This window comes from Streptomyces sp. NPDC046122 (assembly GCF_056429965.1).
In genome coordinates, this window is sequence record NZ_JBWKLQ010000004.1 from 513,952 (window position 1) to 531,132 (window position 17,181).

Annotated in this window: 15 protein-coding genes, 1 tRNA gene and 1 pseudogene; 12 read left to right on the forward strand and 5 right to left on the reverse strand. The window is 71.3% G+C overall.

Annotated features, from left to right (window positions below):
• Window positions 1-540 precede the first annotated feature (540 nt).
• Complete coding sequence (locus tag AC07FK_RS15505) at window positions 541-2,802, forward strand: transglycosylase domain-containing protein (RefSeq protein ID WP_479105381.1); 2,262 nt, start codon at window positions 541-543, stop codon at window positions 2,800-2,802.
• 95 nt (window positions 2,803-2,897) lie between these two features.
• On the opposite strand, the gene AC07FK_RS15510 is transcribed toward AC07FK_RS15505, so the two are convergent.
• Window positions 2,898-3,362: a GatB/YqeY domain-containing protein gene (locus AC07FK_RS15510; protein WP_479105382.1), complete on the reverse strand. Its 465-nt coding sequence runs from the start codon at window positions 3,360-3,362 to the stop codon at window positions 2,898-2,900.
• A 76-nt stretch (window positions 3,363-3,438) separates the two neighbouring features.
• Between AC07FK_RS15510 and AC07FK_RS15515 the strand changes: the two genes are divergently transcribed.
• The 3 genes from AC07FK_RS15515 (at window position 3,439) to AC07FK_RS15525 (ending at window position 5,076) form a co-directional block, all read left to right on the forward strand.
• Window positions 3,439-4,386 (forward strand): metallophosphoesterase, encoded by a 948-nt coding sequence (locus tag AC07FK_RS15515; RefSeq protein WP_479105383.1) that lies wholly within the window; start codon window positions 3,439-3,441, stop codon window positions 4,384-4,386.
• A 228-nt stretch (window positions 4,387-4,614) separates the two neighbouring features.
• A complete protein-coding gene (locus AC07FK_RS15520; protein ID WP_479105384.1) occupies window positions 4,615-4,974 on the forward strand; it encodes a Pr6Pr family membrane protein in 360 nt (119 codons plus the stop codon).
• Between the two features lie 28 nt (window positions 4,975-5,002).
• Window positions 5,003-5,076, forward strand: a tRNA-Pro gene (locus tag AC07FK_RS15525).
• Between the two features lie 77 nt (window positions 5,077-5,153).
• Here AC07FK_RS15525 and AC07FK_RS15530 read toward each other — a convergent pair.
• Window positions 5,154-5,455: pseudogene (locus tag AC07FK_RS15530) on the reverse strand (tyrosine-type recombinase/integrase); the annotation flags it as partial.
• A gap of 95 nt (window positions 5,456-5,550) precedes the next feature.
• On the opposite strand from AC07FK_RS15530, the gene AC07FK_RS15535 reads away from it, so the two are divergent.
• Window positions 5,551-6,252: an HAD family hydrolase gene (locus AC07FK_RS15535; protein WP_479105385.1), complete on the forward strand. Its 702-nt coding sequence runs from the start codon at window positions 5,551-5,553 to the stop codon at window positions 6,250-6,252.
• Between the two features lie 323 nt (window positions 6,253-6,575).
• Here the strand turns inward: AC07FK_RS15535 and AC07FK_RS15540 are convergent, their stop codons facing one another.
• Window positions 6,576-7,118, reverse strand: coding sequence for a DUF4262 domain-containing protein (locus AC07FK_RS15540; protein WP_479105386.1), 543 nt, complete (start codon window positions 7,116-7,118; stop codon window positions 6,576-6,578).
• Between the two features lie 506 nt (window positions 7,119-7,624).
• On the opposite strand from AC07FK_RS15540, the gene AC07FK_RS15545 reads away from it, so the two are divergent.
• From AC07FK_RS15545 to AC07FK_RS15575, 7 genes are all read left to right on the forward strand, one after another.
• A complete protein-coding gene (locus AC07FK_RS15545) occupies window positions 7,625-8,224 on the forward strand; it encodes an RNA polymerase sigma factor (RefSeq protein WP_479105387.1) in 600 nt (199 codons plus the stop codon).
• Window positions 8,221-9,198: a CU044_5270 family protein gene (locus AC07FK_RS15550; protein ID WP_479105388.1), complete on the forward strand. Its 978-nt coding sequence runs from the start codon at window positions 8,221-8,223 to the stop codon at window positions 9,196-9,198. The genes AC07FK_RS15545 and AC07FK_RS15550 overlap by 4 nt, the downstream gene beginning before the upstream one ends.
• 605 nt (window positions 9,199-9,803) lie before the next feature.
• The gene (locus AC07FK_RS15555; RefSeq protein ID WP_479105389.1) at window positions 9,804-10,088 is read left to right on the forward strand and encodes a hypothetical protein; all 285 of its coding nucleotides are present in this window, start codon (window positions 9,804-9,806) and stop codon (window positions 10,086-10,088) included.
• A 215-nt stretch (window positions 10,089-10,303) separates the two neighbouring features.
• Window positions 10,304-10,951: an RNA polymerase sigma factor gene (locus tag AC07FK_RS15560; RefSeq protein ID WP_479105390.1), complete on the forward strand. Its 648-nt coding sequence runs from the start codon at window positions 10,304-10,306 to the stop codon at window positions 10,949-10,951.
• Window positions 10,948-11,994 carry a CU044_5270 family protein gene (locus AC07FK_RS15565; protein ID WP_479105391.1) on the forward strand — a complete coding sequence of 349 codons (1,047 nt, stop codon included), beginning with the start codon at window positions 10,948-10,950 and terminating at the stop codon, window positions 11,992-11,994. The genes AC07FK_RS15560 and AC07FK_RS15565 overlap by 4 nt, the downstream gene beginning before the upstream one ends.
• A 105-nt stretch (window positions 11,995-12,099) precedes the next feature.
• Window positions 12,100-13,905: a S9 family peptidase gene (locus tag AC07FK_RS15570; RefSeq protein WP_479105392.1), complete on the forward strand. Its 1,806-nt coding sequence runs from the start codon at window positions 12,100-12,102 to the stop codon at window positions 13,903-13,905.
• A gap of 57 nt (window positions 13,906-13,962) precedes the next feature.
• Window positions 13,963-14,826 carry an SURF1 family protein gene (locus AC07FK_RS15575; RefSeq protein ID WP_479105393.1) on the forward strand — a complete coding sequence of 288 codons (864 nt, stop codon included), beginning with the start codon at window positions 13,963-13,965 and terminating at the stop codon, window positions 14,824-14,826.
• Between the two features lie 67 nt (window positions 14,827-14,893).
• Here the strand turns inward: AC07FK_RS15575 and AC07FK_RS15580 are convergent, their stop codons facing one another.
• Complete coding sequence (locus AC07FK_RS15580; RefSeq protein WP_479105394.1) at window positions 14,894-16,288, reverse strand: hypothetical protein; 1,395 nt, start codon at window positions 16,286-16,288, stop codon at window positions 14,894-14,896.
• Window positions 16,285-16,947 (reverse strand): SigE family RNA polymerase sigma factor, encoded by a 663-nt coding sequence (locus AC07FK_RS15585; RefSeq protein ID WP_479105395.1) that lies wholly within the window; start codon window positions 16,945-16,947, stop codon window positions 16,285-16,287. The genes AC07FK_RS15580 and AC07FK_RS15585 overlap by 4 nt, the downstream gene beginning before the upstream one ends.
• Window positions 16,948-17,181 lie beyond the last annotated feature (234 nt).

Genomic DNA, 17,181 nt, shown 5'->3' on the forward strand with positions numbered 1-17,181 from the left:
ACGGAAGGTGGACACAGCGCAACACCCCCTTCGGGCCCAATCTTGAATGGCCCGAACGGACTATGCGTAAGCGACAGATCACCCGACGGAGTGATGCGGGGGCATACGCGACCAACCCGGCGATGCGGGGCAGTCCGGCACGTGCACAACGGAAACCCAGTGACGCATGAGGCGTATTCGGACATGCCTCTGCCAGATGTGCGGAACGGGGGATGTGACGCCGGCGGTGTCAGGGGGCTTGATGCGCAACCGCACTGCTGTGACAGTTGAGAGCAGCTTAGGCCAAGGCATATGGGTGTGTCCGGCGAATGAGAACGTCGCCGCCCCACGTCGCCGTGCCGTCGGGTTCAGGGGCCCGGGGCCGGCTCGTTCGTGGAGCCGCGGCGCCGCTCGCGGGCGTCCGGTCCGGGGCGGGTGGTCACGGCGGGGACCGGGCCGGACTCCATGCGGCCGCACCCGGATGTCACGGTCTGGTACGCGAACGCTCCGAGGAGACCCCGCTCCTGCGGAACGCCGCTGGCAACGGATTAGGCTGCCCCTATGCCAAAGAAGCGCTCGGGCGGGGGTCTCACCAGGACCCAGCAGGCCGCCAAATTCCTCGGTGTCTCCGCGCTCTCCGGAGCGGTACTGGCGGGCATCGCGCTGCCGGCGGCAGGAGCGCTGGGGCTCGCGGCCAAGGGAACGGTCGAGGGATTCGACGAGATCCCCGCGAACCTCAAGACGCCGCCGCTGAGTCAGCGCACCACCATCCTCGACGCGCGGAGCGAGCCGATCGCCACGGTCTACTCGCGCGACCGCACCGTGGTGGATCTGAAGGACATCTCCCCGTACATGCAGAAGGCGATCGTCGCGATCGAGGACGCGCGCTTCTACGACCACGGGGCGATCGACCTCAAGGGCATCCTGCGCGCGGCCAACCGCAACGCCCAGTCGGGCGGCGTGTCGCAGGGCGCGTCGACCCTCACGCAGCAGTACGTCAAGAACGTCTTCGTCGAGGAGGCCGGCGACGACCCCACGAAGGTCGCCCAGGCCACCCAGCAGACGCTCGGCCGCAAGGTGCGCGAGCTCAAGTACGCCATCCAGGTCGAGGAAGAGCTGGGCAAGAAGAAGATCCTCGAGAACTACCTCAACATCACCTTCTTCGGGCAGCAGGCGTACGGCGTCGAGTCCGCGTCCAAGCGCTACTTCAGCAAGTCCGCCAAGGACCTGAAGCTGGAGGAGGCCGCGCTGCTGGCCGGCATCGTGCAGTCGCCGAGCCGGTACGACCCGGTCAACGACGCCGAAGAGGCGACCAAGCGGCGCAACATCGTGCTCCAGCGCATGGCCGACGTCCGCGACGTGTCGCAGGCGGAGGCCGACCGCGCGAAGGCCACACCGATCAAGCTGAACGTCAGCCGGCCGAAGAACGGCTGCATCACGGCCGTCACCGGCGCCGGCTTCTTCTGCGACTACGTGCGCGAGGTCTTCCTGTCCGACCCGGTCTTCGGGAAGACGAAGGAGGACCGGGCGAAGGTCTGGAACCAGGGCGGCCTGAAGATCCGTACGACGCTCGACCCGCAGGCGCAGGGGTCGGTGCAGGCGTCGATCAAAGACCACGTCTACCAGTCCGACAAGGTCGCCACGGCGGTCACCCTCGTCGAGCCGGGTACGGGCAAGGTCCTCGCGATGGGCCAGTCCAGGCCGTACGGCTTCAAGAGCGACGAGACGACGATCAACTTCTCCGCCAACAAGAACATGGGCGGATCGGCGTACGGCTTCCCGACCGGCTCGACCTTCAAGCCGTTCGTGGCCGCCGCGGCCATAGAGCAGGGCATTCCGGCGACGAAGACCTACTCGGCGCCGTACGACATGCCGTACCCCAGCCCCGTGCAGACCTGCGACAAGCCGTGGGTCAACACCGGGGACACGGTCGAGAACGAGAACGAGCAGGAGGTCGGGCCGTACGCCATGAAGGAGGCCATGGCGAAGTCGGTCAACACCTACTTCGTGCAGATGATCTCCGACATCGGCATCTGCCCGGTGACCCGGATGGCCGGCAAGCTCGGCGTCATCCAGGCCGACGGCCAGAAGCTGAAGGAAGTGCCCGCGATCTCGCTGGGCACGGAGGGCATGTCGCCGCTGACGATGGCGAACGCGTACGCGACGTTCGCCAACCGCGGCACGTACTGCACGCCGGTCTTCATCGAGTCGGTCACGACCGCGCAGGGCAAGAGCCTGCCGGTGCCCAAGTCGACCTGCTCGCGGGCGATGTCGGACAAGACCGCCGACACGATCAACACCCTGCTCAAGGGCGTGGTCGACTCGGGTACGGGCCAGCAGGCGGGGCTCACCAGCCGGGACAACGCGGGTAAGACGGGTACGACGGACGGGCGGCACAACGCCTGGTTCGTCGGCTACACGCCGAACATGGCGGGCGCGGTGTGGGTCGGCGCGGCCGGCGCCAAGCAGATCCCGATGGTGAACATCACCATCGGTGGCGTCTACCACGACAAGGTCTTCGGCGGTCAGGTCCCGGGACCGATCTGGAAGGACGCGATGAGCGGCGCGCTGGAGGGCAAGCCGGCGCCGGGCTTCAACACCGTCCACATCCCGGAGCCCGACAAGGACAAGGACAAGGACAAGGGCGACCGCGACCGCGACCGGGGCGACGAGGACGGCGACGAGGGCGGCGGCAACGACGACGGCAAGCCGGGCGACGGCGGCGGCGACGGCGGCAGTCCCTTCCCGGACATCTCCTTCCCGCCGGACTTCATCGGCGGCGGCCACGGCAACGGCGGCGGCCGCGGGGGGAACGGGCCGTAGGGCGCGTGGCCCTGGCGCCACGGACGACAGCGAAGGGGCGCCCGGTGGGAAATCCACCGGGCGCCCCTTCGTCGTACGTTCCGCCGTGCCGGTGCTCAGCCCGCCAGGAGCCGCTTCACCGCGGCGGCGACGCGGCCGCCCTCGGCGCGGCCCGCGACCTTCGGGTTCACGATCTTCATGACGGCGCCCATCGCGCGCGGCCCCTCGGCGCCCGCGGCCTTCGCCTCTTCGACGGCCTGCCCGACGATGGCGTTCAGCTCGTCGTCGCTCAGCTGCTGCGGCAGGTACGCGTCGAGGATCGCGCCCTCCGCCTTCTCCCGCTCGGCCGACTCGGTCCGGCCCCCCTGGGTGAAGGCCTCGGCCGCCTCGCGGCGCTTCTTCGCCTCCTTGGCGATCACCTTCTGCACCTCGTCGTCGGAGAGCTCGCGCGCCGTCTTGCCGCCGACCTCCTCCTTGGTGATCGCGGTGAGGGTCAGCCGGAGCGTGGACGAGGTGAGCTCGTCACGCGCCCTGATGGCGGTGGTGAGGTCTTCCTGGAGCCTGGACTTGAGCGTGGTCATGGGGCAAGTGTGGCAGGTACGCACCCACTGACGCCTGCCGATTACGTGCGCGGGCGCTGTCTGCGACGATGGGCGCATGCGCGCACGTTACGGGGTACCCCTGAAAGTCACCGCGGGAATCGCGGCCGTCGGCGCGGCCGGCGTCGCCTACGCCGCCGGCTTCGAAGCCCGGTCGTTCCGGCTCCGGCGGGTGACCGTGCCCGTGCTGCCACCGGGGGCGCGCCCGCTGCGCGTACTCCAGGTCTCGGACATCCACATGGTGTCCGGGCAGCGCAAGAAGCAGCGCTGGCTGCAGTCGCTGGCCGGCCTGCGCCCCGACTTCGTCGTGAACACGGGTGACAACCTCTCCGACACGGACGGGGTGCCGGAGGTGCTGGACGCGCTCGGCCCGCTGATGGAGTTCCCCGGCGTCTACGTCTTCGGCTCGAACGACTACTACGGCCCGAAGCTCCGCAACCCCGCCCGTTATCTCCTGGAGAAGGCGCAGGGCAGGTACGGGCTGAACGGCAACCCGCCGGCCGTGGGCGCGGTGCACAACCCGTGGGAGCGGCTGCGCGACGGCTTCGACGCGGCGGGCTGGGTCAACCTCACCAACACCCGGGGCCGGCTCAAGCTGGGCGGCCTGAGCGGCATGGAGATCGCGTTCACCGGCGTCGACGACCCGCACATCAAGCGGGACCGGTACGCCGAGGTCGCGGGTGGCCCGGACCCCTCGGCCGACTTCTCGATCGGCGTGGTCCACGCCCCGTACCTGCGCTCGCTCGACGCCTTCACGAGCGACGGCTACCCGCTGATCCTGGCGGGCCACACGCACGGCGGCCAGCTCTGCGTCCCGTTCTACGGGGCGCTCGTCACGAACTGCGACATCGACAAGGACCGGGCCAAGGGCCTGTCGACGCACACGGCCGACGGCCGGCGCGCGTTCCTGCACGTCTCGGCGGGCTGCGGCACCAACCGCTACACCCCGGTCCGTTTCGCCTGCCCGCCGGAGGCGACGCTGCTGACGCTGGTCGAACGCCGCTGAGGTGGAGGCGGCGCCGCTGTGACGGGGCACCGCTGAGGTGAGTACGCCGCCGTCGCCGGGTGGCGCGGTGGCGCTGACCCGGCGACGGCCCTTTGGCCGCCGGTCGCGGCCCTCGACGCGCAGCGTGCGTCCGCCGTCCGCCGTCCGCCGCCGCTGACGCGGCGCGGCGGCCTCGCGGCGCGGCGGCCTCGCGGCGCGAAACGCGGGCGCCGCCCCTACCGTGGGGTGATGATCGCGTCAGTACCCACGGGTGTCCCCGCGTCCGCCGTCGTCCCGCCGCGCCGCCGTCCGTACACCGCCGCCTTCCGTGCGCTCGTCTGCGCGGCGGCGGTCACCGGCCTGCTGATCGCCCTGGCCCGCGGAGCGCTGCTCTCCCCGGGCTCGGAGGTGCGCTACCCGTACCCCTTCCTGGACGTCGAGGCGCACGGCTACGCGGGGGTGGTCGGCAACGCGGTCTTCTTCGGTCTGGCCTTCTACGCCCTGGGCCTGGCGATCGTCGGGCTGGACCGCGTCCGCCCCAGCCTGCGCCCCGACCTGGGGCGCCGCGCAAACCGGATTTCGCCTCCGGCCGCGAGTCCGCTAAAGTAATCGATGTCGCCGCGACGCGCGCGACAATCGGGGTGTAGCGCAGCTTGGCAGCGCGCTTCGTTCGGGACGAAGAGGTCGTGGGTTCAAATCCCGCCACCCCGACAGCTAAGTAGCAGGTCAGAGGGCCCTTACCGGGTAGGTAAGGGCCCTCTGGCGTTACTGCGTGTCCATCTGCGTGACTAGCGATCCGGATCGCGCTTGAAGATGCCGTCCCTGACCACTGCGCCGGGCTGGATCACTGGCCGGATCTGCTTCCGGTACACCTCCTCGGTCGCGACCGCGCCTGAGTGGCCGACAGGGCGGAAGATCTCCTCCAGCGGGGCGCCGTGATCGAAGAGCAGGGACACGAAGCTGTGCCGGAGCTCCCGAGGCGTCCAGTCATCGGCATTGATCCCCTCGGCCTCCTTGAGCGCCTGGCGGAAGGCGCGGCGGACGCGAGCGGCTTGCCCACGTTCGACGAGAAGACCAGCCCGTTTTCCTCTCAGCTGTGATCAGCGGCGCTCACCCAGCAGGTCCAGTAGGGGCGCATATGGTCCGACACTGTCTGGGAGACCGCCGGAAGGGAATTCGATCTCGATGGGCACTGACAACCTGACTCAGACGCTGGCCGGCACCATCGCCGTGCTGTTCGACTTCGACGGCCCCCTGTGTGACGTGTTCGCGGGACGCCCGGCGCCCGGGGTCGCAAGGGAACTGGCTCTGCTGGCGGCGAGCACCGACCCGGCGCTGAGCGCGAAGCTGTCCGAGACCGACGATCCGTTCGAAGTGCTGCGGCTGACGCACGCGACCAACCCGGAGCTGGGGTTGCGGGTGGAAGAGGCGCTCACCGCGGCTGAGGTTGAGGCGGTGGCGGTAGCGGGAGGGCCGACGCCGGGGGCGGTCGCTGCACTGGAAGCGGTACGCGCGGCGGGCCGGAAAATTGCCGTGGTGAGCAACAACTCGGCCGAGTCCGTCCGGGTGTTCCTCGGCCGGCATGGTCTCGCCGAGCACGTACTGGAGGTGGTGGGGCGTGCGGAGCGTCAGCCGGAGCTCATGAAGCCGAACCCCCATTTCTTGCTCAAGGCCGCCGAGCTGCTCGACGTGGACGTCACCTTGTGCGCGTTGATCGGGGACTCGCTGACGGACATCCAGGCTGCCCACAAGGTCGGTGCCGCAGCGATCGGGTACGCCAACAAGCCGCCCAAGCGCCAGGCGTTCACCGAGGCCGGGGCCGAAGCGGTCACCGAGGACATGCATGCCATCGCTGACGCGATCCAGTCGCCGCAGTCGAACGACTGAGTCCCGGTTCCGCCAGAGCTGTTACAGGTTTCCCTACCTCATCAAGCGCGCCAGTGTGGCTAAGGGCTGGATGGGGTGGGCCCGGCCTGATCGGTCGGCTACCGGCCAAGACTGATGCCTCCGGCGGGGGCGCTCCGACTCCGGGATGGAGGGGGCGCCGCGCGCGGGTGCCGGTACGTCGTGGTGAGCGTGGGGAGGCTCCCATCCCGTCTACCGTCGTCCTAGGCAAGCCGAGCAGACACGGGCCCTGGCGTCCAGGTCGTTCCTACAGGCAGGGGGCAGGTGCGCCATGGCTGCTTCCGCCCAAAGCTGTTCCGCTGGCCTCAGCCGACGTTGGTCCACGGGCCGCTGGTCTCGTCTTTTGGAATCCAGAGCAGCGGCTGGCTCTTGCGGCAGTGCTCGCCTGCACCCTCTTCCCAGGGGAACCGCCCGTCCTTGTCCGGCCAGAACAGCTGCGTAATCGGCAGTGGCGGGGTCTGGTAGAAGTCGATGCCGGCGCCGAAGAAGTCGTAGTACCAGCTGGGATGCACGGACCGAACGGCCACGTCATAGCCGTTGAGGACGTCTCCCCTGCGCTGGTCGGGCTCAAGCGGGTTTCCGTCCCGGATCGCTGCCCCCGCGGCGTTCGCCACGTGCATCGCGGTCTGTGAGGGCAGGCCGAACACGCTTACCTCGGGACTGCGCAGCGTGTGCCAGAGACCTATGGAGTAAGCCCAGTCGCCAGGGGCATCACCGCCGGCCACGCCCATGACGTGCCAGCCGTGGTCCGCGACACTCTTCGCGATGTGACGGTCGCGTTCCTCCGACACGGGCCCGCCCCATTCTGTCGGGGCGCAGAGAAGGCAGAAGCAAGGGGAGTCGTCCATCCGAGGAGGGTAAGCCTGGCCGCACATGGGGCCGTGTGCGGGCTCCCGAGTCCGTGGGGGCTGGTTCCGGCGAGCCTGTCGAGGCCCAGGGATTCCGCTGACATCAGCAGCTGACACCAACACCGGCGGTCCAGGGCGATCACCGGCGAACCTGCACGTCAGGTGGTTCGCGGTGTCTTTGCTACCACGGCGCAGGTGAGAGACACGCCGGTCCAAGGCAGAGTCCCCACCCAAGTTGCTTCGGGAGCAAGCGGTCTTGAAGCAAAGCCGGGCACCCTCCCACGATTCCAATGACGAACGCGGCGCATCACGGTGGGCCGTCCCGGGTTGTGCGGCGCCCCATGGCATACGCGCGGTACGCCGGGTAAGCACGGGAGATGCTGCGCGGCTGATCCCGTAGGGTCGCGTCCGCTCCCTGAGAAAATCCTGTGCGGCCGTGAACTCTTCGCGGGGCAGCGGGGAACAACGGGTGACACGCTCGACCCCCACCCGCTGACGGAGGACCCGTGACCGGACCACCGGCGCTCGACCCCGGCGACGAGCGCGACGGCCATGTCATCGCGCGGTCCCTGGAACATCCCGAGCTGTTCGCCCGGCTCTACGACCGGTACGCACCCGACATCCACCGGTACGCGGCCCGGCGCCTCGGCGACCACGCGGCGGACGACGTCACGGCCGACACGTTCCTGACCGCGTTCCGGGTGCGTGCACGCTACGACGCCTCGCGGGCCAGTGCCCGGCCCTGGCTGTACGGGATCGCCGCGCACCTCATCGGCAAGCAGCGCCGGAAGGAAGTACGGGGTCTGCGGGCGCTGGCCAGGACCGGCCAGGACCCCGTTGCGGCCGGCTGGGTCGAGGACACCGCGGACCTGGTCGCCGACCGCGCCCCGCTAGCGGACGCGCTCGCCGCGCTGTCCGCCGCCGACCGGCATGTGCTGCTGCTCGTGGCCTGGGCGGACCTGACCTACCAGGAGGTCGCCGAGGCGCTCGGCATACCCGTCGGGACCGTGCGGTCCCGGCTCAACCGGGCCCGCCGCAAGGTGCGGGCCGCGCTGGGTGCCGACCCGGCGTTTCTGGGCGAAGTGGCGGAGGTGGTCCGGCCGTGAACGTGGACGAGATGAAGGACGTACGCGAGTTCCGGGCCGGGGCGCCGAATCCCGACCGGGCACGGCTCGCCGAGGGGCGGGACCGGCTGAGCAGAGCCGCAGGGCATGGCCGGGGACGCAAGCTGCGGGCCGACTGGCGGCTCGCAGCGGTAGGGGCCGCCGCCGCTCTCACCGCGGTGGCCGTGCTGGCCTCCGGCCTCGGAGGGGGCGGCCACAGTGGTGCGGAACGCACGGTGCCGACTACGACGCGAACGGTGCCGGGTTCGGTGAAGGAGGTGCTGGAGCGGGCCGCGTCCACGGTGGAGCGGGCTGATCCGCCGCCCACGCCGCACGCGGGCCAGTGGGTCTACGAGAAGAAGCTCTCGGCCAGTCCCGCACTCTGGCCCAACAGCGCCGCCCAGCCAGAGCCGGAGCCGCAGCCCCAGGAGCACTGGAAGCGGTACGCGGACCCGCGCTTCGAGAACGGCAAGGAGGGCGACGACCGCTCCATGCGCGAACGGCTCCGCTTCCTCGACGAGCTGCCGGACGATCCGGCCGCCGTGCTGAAGAAGGTCCGCGCCTACTACCCGTCCGGGAAGGGCGACCCCGCGCCCGAGGGGGAGCAGGCCGTGGGTGCGCTGAGTGTGCTGTTCAATTCCCAGCCCATCCCGCCGCAGGCGCTCGCCAAGCTGTACCGCGCGCTGGCCGCGGTTCCCGGCGTCGCGGTCACCGACCATCTCGTACGCGACCTCGCGGGCCGGGAGGCCCTCGCGGTCGGACACCACGGGAAGGGGCAGAAGCTCCGCCGCGAGATCCTGATCGACCCGCACACGTACCAGTACCTCGGTGACCGATTGATCGTCGTCAAGGACTACAAGGAGACGTTCCCGGGCGCGGACGACACCCCTGACCGGCCCTGGAAGGCGGGCGACCTCATGTTCCAGAACGCGCTCCTGGCCACGGGAATCGTCGACCACAGGGGCGACCGCCCCTGACATCCGACGAGGGCGCCGAAGCTGTTCGCATGTACGACGAGACTGCGCGCGTGCTCGACGGCATCAAAGCTCCAAGGAGCAGGGCAGAGGGCAGGTACTGCATTCAGTACCTGCCCTCTGACGTTGTTCGTGCCCCACTGCGTGACTACCGCCCCGGGCCGCGCTGGAGATGCCGTCCGAGCCCATGCTCGCCGGCTGGAAGTCGAGAACGTACCCTCGCGTGGGCTCTGAATCGGAGCCGATGAGGGCCTCGGCCAGGCACCGTACGCGCTTCTCCCGCCCTGCGTACGACCGCATCGTCCCCGCAGCTGGCACGCTGACCTGTCGCGTACCGTGATCGCCACGACGACGCTGAGCAGAGCCTGTCAAGACGGCCGTTCGGCGCTGAGACAGCAGCAGGCCGGACCGGGACGGGCACCTGCGCCGATGGATCGAAGAAGCGAGGTGCCTTGGTGACGGTCTTCCGGTGCCGAAGCTGCCACCGTGCGGTAACGCCGACGGTCACTGGGCGGTCCCTGCCGGACCCTGACGTGGTTGAAGAGTGGTACCGGCCGGAGGCGTCGCCCCCGGACGCGAGAGGGCATTCCACTGAGCCCATCGTGCGGATGCCTCCGGGAACGTTCGCGGTCGATCCGAATCCGTCCGGCCCGCCGTACGTACTGGATCAGTCGTCCGGCTTTTTGCTCGAGTCCGGGCCGAGCGGCACCATCGTGCTCAACCCCGGCGACCGCGTCGGTCTGGAGGAGCATCCCGACATCGCGATGCGCCGTGGACACTGCTGCGGGATGGACGGTGAATGGGGGCCCAACCTGGTGTGCGAGTGCGGCGCGATCATCGCCACGGGATACGACACGACCAGGCCCCCCGTATCCCGCCGCCCCGACAGCTGAAACACCCGGTCAGGGCCGGTTTCCTTTACGGGAACCGGCCCTGGTCTCGTGGTGCGGGTCGAGCGACGCGGGCTGTGCGGGCCGGGAGCGGCGCGGGCTGGCCCGCAGGGGGCGGGTGGACGCTCTGCGGCGCTGTGGGGCGTGAACCCGATCGGGGTCGGGTGGCAAGTACGGGGTGAATGCTGTTCCCGCCCCTCTGACCACACGGACCGCCCATGACTGATTCGCTGTGCCGCCCCTCCCAGGGGGCCGGCACGTCCGGCGCCGGTTCCGCTCAGGCGGATGCCGCGCTGATCGCGGCGTCGCTCGGTGAGCCGGAGTGCTTCGCGGCGCTCTTCGACCGCCATGCTCCCGCCATCCACCAGTACGTCGCCCGGCGACTCGGTCGCGACGCGGCCGACGACATCACCGCCGAAACCTTCCTGACGGCCTTTCGGATACGGGCCCGCTACGACAGCGGGCGCGCCGGCGTGCGGCCCTGGCTGCACGGCATCGCGGCCAAGCTGATCAGCCGGCACCGCCGTGAGGAGGTCAAGGCGCTGAAGATCCTCGCCCGGACGGGCCGCGATCCGGTGGCCGAGGCCTGGACCGACTCCGCCGACGACCGCGTCACCGCGCAGGCCGCCTCGCGGTCCCTGGCCAAGGCTTTGGCCAGGCTTTCCGAGGGGGACCGGAACGCGTTTCTGCTGTTCGCCTGGGCCGACTTCACGTACCAGGAGATCGCCGAGGCCCTCGGCATCCCCGTGGGCACGGTCCGGTCCCGGCTCAACCGGGCCCGGCGGAAGCTTCGCGCCTCCGCCGGTGCGAACAGCCCCTTCACCGACCCGTTCGACTCCCATGTTTCCGAAGGTGACCTCGCATGAACGAGCTGTCCGAAGCACGTGCCCTGCGCTCCGACGTCCCGCTGCCCGACGGCGACCGGCTGGCGCCGCAACGCGCCAGGCTCACCGCGGCGTTCCGGCAGGAGGCCGGCGGCCGCCGCCCCGCCGCGGTGCGTACTCCGCTCCCCCGGCGCAGGATCGTCCTGGTGTCCGCCGCGGCGGCCGCGGCCCTCGCCGTGACCGGCGGGGTCGTGGCCTCGCTGCCCGGCACCCCGGCCGCCGCCCCCGCCGGCCCCCACCTGCTGTCCGCGCAGGCCTCGGCCGACACGCTCGAACTGGCCGCCGCCACGGTGGAGAGGCTCGGCGCCACCGAGCCCGGCCCGAAGCAGTGGGTCTACGAGAAGAGCACGTCCCTCGGCCAGGGCGAGCCCCGGACGTCGGAGGAGTGGACCCGCTGGGACGGCACGGGCTCGGCGGTCCTGCCCGGCATCCCTCCGGCCGGTGACATCTCCGGCTTCGACCCGGACAGGCTCCAGGTCTGGTACGGGCCCAACCAGGAGGAGAAGTGGAAGAAGGAGGGGTACGACGACCGCTCCCAGCGCCAGTTCTACCGCTTCCTCGCCGCACTGCCGAGCGACCCCGACCGCATGCTGCGGCGCATCCGCGAGGAGCGGGCCATCGGCGCGATCAAGGGCGAGACCCCGGCGGAGCGGGACTGGCGGGAGATCGACGTCCTCTACCGCTCCACCTTGATCCCGCCGAACGCGCAGGCGGGGCTGTTCCGGGCGCTCGCGAAGATCCCGGGCGCACGGGTGGAGAAGGGCGTCAAGGACCCCGTGGGGCGTCCGGCCATCAGTGTGTCCGTGCACTACGCCGAGCGGACCGCCTCGGGCCTTCTGGGCAAGCAGGAGATCTTCTTCGACCCGAAGACGTACGCGTACCTGGGCGAGGTCGCGCGCGCCGCACCGGCCGGACCGCTCAAGGGCACGCGTGCGACGCCGGTACCGAGCGAGGATCCCAACCCGGCGATGATCACTGTCCGCGACGCGTGGGGTGTCGTGGACAAGCCGGGCGCACGCCCCTGAGGGAAACCCCGTCCGGGGCGGGTGCGCGCGGTGTGCGCCCACCTGCCCCGGCAAGGGTGGGGAGGGGGCGGGGCGTTGTCACAGGGGGCGGAGCAGAATGGGGGGATGACTGACAGCAGTGGTGCCGCGACGGACATGGCCATGCCCGACTGGGAGAAGCGCTTCCGGGCGCCGCGCGTCTCGTTGCCCGACTGGGCCGAGGACGCGCCGGACCGGGCGCTGTTCGTCTCCAACGCCACCGGGACGTACGAGCTGTACGCCTGGGACCGCGCGAGCGGGGTGCAGCGGCAGGCGACCGACCGGCCGAACGGCACCACCGACGGGGTGCTGACGCCCGACGGCGAGTCGATCTGGTGGTTCAGCGACACGGACGGCGACGAGTTCGGCGTCTGGATGCGGCAGCCGTTCGGGGGCGGGCAGGACGAGCCCGCCGCGCCGGGGCTGGAGCCGTCGTACCCGGGCGGGCTCGCGCTCGGGCGGGACGGGACGGCGGTCGTGGGGCGCTCGACCGACGAGGACGGCTCCACGGTGCACGTCGTACGGCCGGGTTCCGAGCCCGTGGAGATCTACCGGCACCGGGAGTCCGCCCACGTCGGGGACCTGTCGCACGACGGGACGCTCGTCGCGATCGAGCACACCGAGCACGGCGACGCCATGCACTCGGCGCTGCGCGTGGTGCGGCTGGACGGCACGGCGGTGGCCGATCTGGACGACACCCGGGGCGGCGCGGTCGAGCTGGGGATCGAAGTGCTCGGGTTCGCGCCCGTGGCGGGGGACGCGCGGCTGCTCGTCCGCCACCAGCGGCGCGGGCGCTGGGAGCCGATGGTGTGGGACGTGGCGTCCGGCGAGGAGACGGAGCTCGGGATCGAGCTGCCGGGCGACGTGGCGGCCGAGTGGTACCCGGACGGTTCCGCGCTGCTCGTCGCGCACAGTTTCGAGGCCCGCAGCGAGCTGTGGCGGTACGACTTCGCCACGCGGCAGCTGGCGGCCGTTCCGACGCCGGCCGGGACGGTGTCGGGGGCGACGGCCCGGCCCGACGGGTCGGTGGAGTACCTCTGGTCCTCGGCCGCCGAGCCGCCGGTGGTGCGGTCCTCGGCGTCCGGGCGCGTCGTGCTCGATCCGCCGGGGATGCGGGCGCCGGCCTCGGTGCCGGTCGAGGACGTCTGGGTGGAGGGCCCCGGCGGGCGCGTGCACGCGCTCGTGCAGCGGCCGGCCACGGGCGAGGGCCCGTTCCCGACGGTCTTCGAGATCCACGGCGGGCCGGCCTGGCACGACAGCGACGCGTTCGCGGCCGGCCCGGCGGCATGGGTCGACCACGGTTACGCGGTCGTGCGCGTCAACTACCGCGGCTCGACGGGGTACGGGCGCGAGTGGACCGACGCGCTCAAGCACCGGGTCGGGCTGATCGAGCTGGAGGACATCGCCGCCGTGCGGGAATGGGCCGTCTCCAGCGGGCTCGCCGATCCGGCGAAGCTCGTGCTGGCGGGCGGATCGTGGGGCGGGTACCTGACGCTGCTCGGGCTCGGTACGCAGCCGGACGCGTGGGCGGTGGGACTGGCGGCGGTGCCGGTCGCCGACTACGTGACGGCGTACCACGACGAGATGGAGGCGCTGAAGGCGCTGGACCGCACGCTGCTCGGCGGTACGCCGGAAGAGGTGCCGGACCGCTTCGCGGCCTCGTCGCCCCTGACGTACGTCGACGCGGTGCGGGCCCCGGTCTACATCTCGGCGGGCGTCAACGACCCGCGCTGTCCCATCCGGCAGGTCGAGAACTACGTGGACCGGCTGGAGGCGCGGGGGGCGGCGTACGAGGTGTACCGGTACGACGCGGGGCACGGGTCGCTGGTGGTGGAGGAGCGGATCAAGCAGGTGCGGCTGGAGATCGACTTCGCGGGGCGGCACCTGGGGTAGCGCGCCGCGCGGACCCCGGGCTGGGGGTACGGGCCGGCGGGCCCGTACCTTGGGGGGGTGTACCGGTTCCTGCTGACGCCCCGCTGGTGGGGGATCCACCTCTTCGTCGTGCTGGCCATCCCCTTCTGCGTGTTCATGGGGTCCTGGCAGCTCGGGCGGTTCGAAGACCGTGTCGAGACGCACCAGGCCGCCGAGGAGAAGCCGGATCCCGGCCGGCAGGCCGCCGTACCCCTCGACGAGCTGCTGCCCGTCGACAAGGAGACCTCCGGGCGTCCGGCCACCGCGACCGGGCGCTACGCCGAGCAGTTCGTCGTGCCCGGGCGTGAGATCGACGGCGAGCGCGGTTCGTACGTGCTGACCCTGCTGCGTACGGACGGCGGCAAGGCACTGCCCGTCGTCCGCGGCTGGCTGCCCGCCGGGGGCGACGCACCGGCCGCGCCCTCGGGCGAGGTCACGGTCACCGGCGCGCTCCAGGCGTCCGAGAACCCGGGCACCGACGGTGTGCACGCGGGCGGCGGACTCCCCAAGGGGCAGCTCGGCATGATCAGCGCGGCCTCGCTCGTCAATCTGGTGCCGTACGACGTGTACGACGCCTGGATCACGCTCGCCGAGGGTGATTCCGGCATGCGGCCCGTCCCCGCGGTCGCCCCGCAAGGCAGCGGCCTCGATCTCAAGGCCTTCCAGAACCTGGGCTACACCGGTGAGTGGTTCGTCTTCGCCGGCTTCGTGCTGTTCATGTGGTTCCGGCTGATGCGCCGCGAGGCGGAGGCCGCGCGGGACCTCGCCCTCGGCATCGCTCCCGAGGCGCCCGACGGCGCGGCGGAGGCGGACGCCGGAGCCGGTGGTGCTGACACTGACGCCGACGCCCGTGCTGCTGCCGGTGCCGGTGCGGGTTCCGCTGCCGGCGGTGTGCGCGACTGACGGGTACGGCGACGGGGCGGGAGCGGCCGGAGACCGGCGCTCCCGCCCCGTCGCGTGTCCGGCATCGTTATCCCGCGAGCACGCCCGTGCGGTAGACCGTTCCCGCGCAGGCGTTGGGAACCACGGCCACCGCGGTCGGCGCGCCCGCCGCGGTCGTGTGGCTCACCGTGACGCTGCCGTCCGCCGTGCCACCGTCCTCCGTGCCGAGCTGCGGCTGCGTGTCGGTCTGCTCCGTGCCGCCGTCGCCGCCACCGGCTCCGGCGGTCCCGCTGGAGTCACCGCTTCCGGTACCGCCGTTGGTCGTCACCGGGCCCGGGTCCTCCGGGGACGGCGACGGGTCGGGCGGCGTACCGGTCGTCGGGCAGGTCTCCGTCGGCACCCAGGCGAACCTCACCTCGTACGCCTGGCCCGGCTCCAGCACCAGGCCGGTCGTCTCCAGGGACGGGTCGGGCAGACCGTACGCCGCGTCTCCCGAGGTGTGGTCGACGACGTTGATGCGGGCCGGGTCGGCCGCGCCCGACGCCTGGACGCTCACCAGGCCGCCGCCGGCCATCGTGCACGACGTACCGGAGACGTTGGCGATACGGAACACCCCGTACACCTTGCCCTCGGCGTCGGCGGGGTTCGCGGCGGCGACCTCCGTGCCGAGCTGGCCGGCGCCGCACGCCGGCAGGGACGCGGCCGCGCTGCCCGGAGCCTGACCGCCCGCGCCGGACCCGGAGCCGGATCCCGATCCGCTGTCCGAAGAGCCCTTTCCGGGGTTCTTCTTCGCGTCCTTCTTCTTTTCCTTGTCCGTCTTCGAGGCGGACTTGTCGGAAGGCCGCTCCGCCTCCTTCTTGCCGCCCTCGTTGCCCTTCTGCCAGCCGGTGCCGCCGTGCGTGTCCTGGCCGTGGCCCGCTATCGAGGGCCGGGCGTCGGACGCGCTGCCGGTGTTGGCCACATGGACGAAGGCGGGTACGGCCATGCCCACGAAGAGCGCGGCGGCCGCCATGCCGACGACGGCCTGGCGCCGCCTGGCGCGCCGGGCGGGGACCGCCTTGCGCAAGTGGTCCAGGGCGTTCTGCGAGGGCTCCAGCTCCTCGACCGCGCCGCGCAGCATCCGGCGCAGGGCCAGCTCGTCGGTGCCGAAGTCGGGGAACTCCCCGTTCCCGTCGGTATCGGCATCGGCCTCGGCCTCGGCGTCCGCGTCGGGGACCGGCTCGGCCGACTCCGGCTCCGCGGTGGCCAGTTCGTCGGAGTCCGGCTCCCCGGCACTCGCCTCGCCGGATGCCGGCTCCGTGTCCCGCTCGGTGCTCTGCTCGATGTCCGACTCCGCGCTCTGCTCGTGGTCCGCCACGCAGGTCGGCTCCGCTTCCGGCTCGATGCCGTCTTCGCGCTCGTTCGGCCCGTCGTTCACAATCGCTTTTCCAGTCAGGTCGTTCAACGGCCCGTCCGGCCCGTGCCGCTCTTGCTTGCTGCTCATGCCGAGGCCTCCATGGCGACGCGGAGCGCCGCGATGCCGCGTGAGCCGTACGCCTTCACCGAGCCCAGGGATATGCCCAGCGTCTCGGCGCACTGGGCCTCGGTCATGTCCGCGAAGTACCGCAAAACCAGCACCTCGCGCTGACGCCGCTGGAGCCCGCGCATCGCTTTGATCAGCGCGTCGCGCTCCAGCTGGTCGTACGCCCCCTCCTCCGCGCTCGCCATGTCGGGCATCGGCTTCGAGAGCAGTTTCAGCCCGAGGATGCGGCGCCGGAGCGCCGAGCGGGAGAGGTTGACGACCGTCTGGCGCAGGTAGGCCAGGGTCTTCTGCGGGTCGCGGACGCGGTTGCGCGCGGAGTGCACGCGTATGAACGCTTCCTGCACGACGTCCTCACAGGAGGCCGTGTCGTCGAGCAGCAGCGCCGCCAGACCGAGCAGGGAGCGGTAATGGGCCCGGTAGGTCTCGGTCAGGTGGTCAACTGTGGTGCCCGCGGTCATGGCGTCGTCAGCGCCCTCGCGCGGGGACGGTATGCGCGACGCCGAGCGCGCTGTCGGCATGGGGGCGATCACCGGCATGCCGCCGGGCGTGCGGGGACGCCGGAGCGGGCGCAATGCCGCGCCTCGGACCGGGACCGCTGTGATGTCGAGAACCTCTGCCACGCCTGTTGGACACTCATCCCCCCGACAGGGTTGTACGCGCGAGGCAGCCGTTTTGACGGTGCGACAAACGCCCCCATGCGTACCCACCCTCCTGAAATGCCCCATGAGTCGCGACACTGTGCCGGGGCGACCGCAAAGACGCTCCCCTCCTGACTGCCGGTTGCAGCAAGGGGGGAGCGAATAATCGAACAGAACAACGCCCCGGTTCAAGCAGTACAGACTTCTACGTACTCA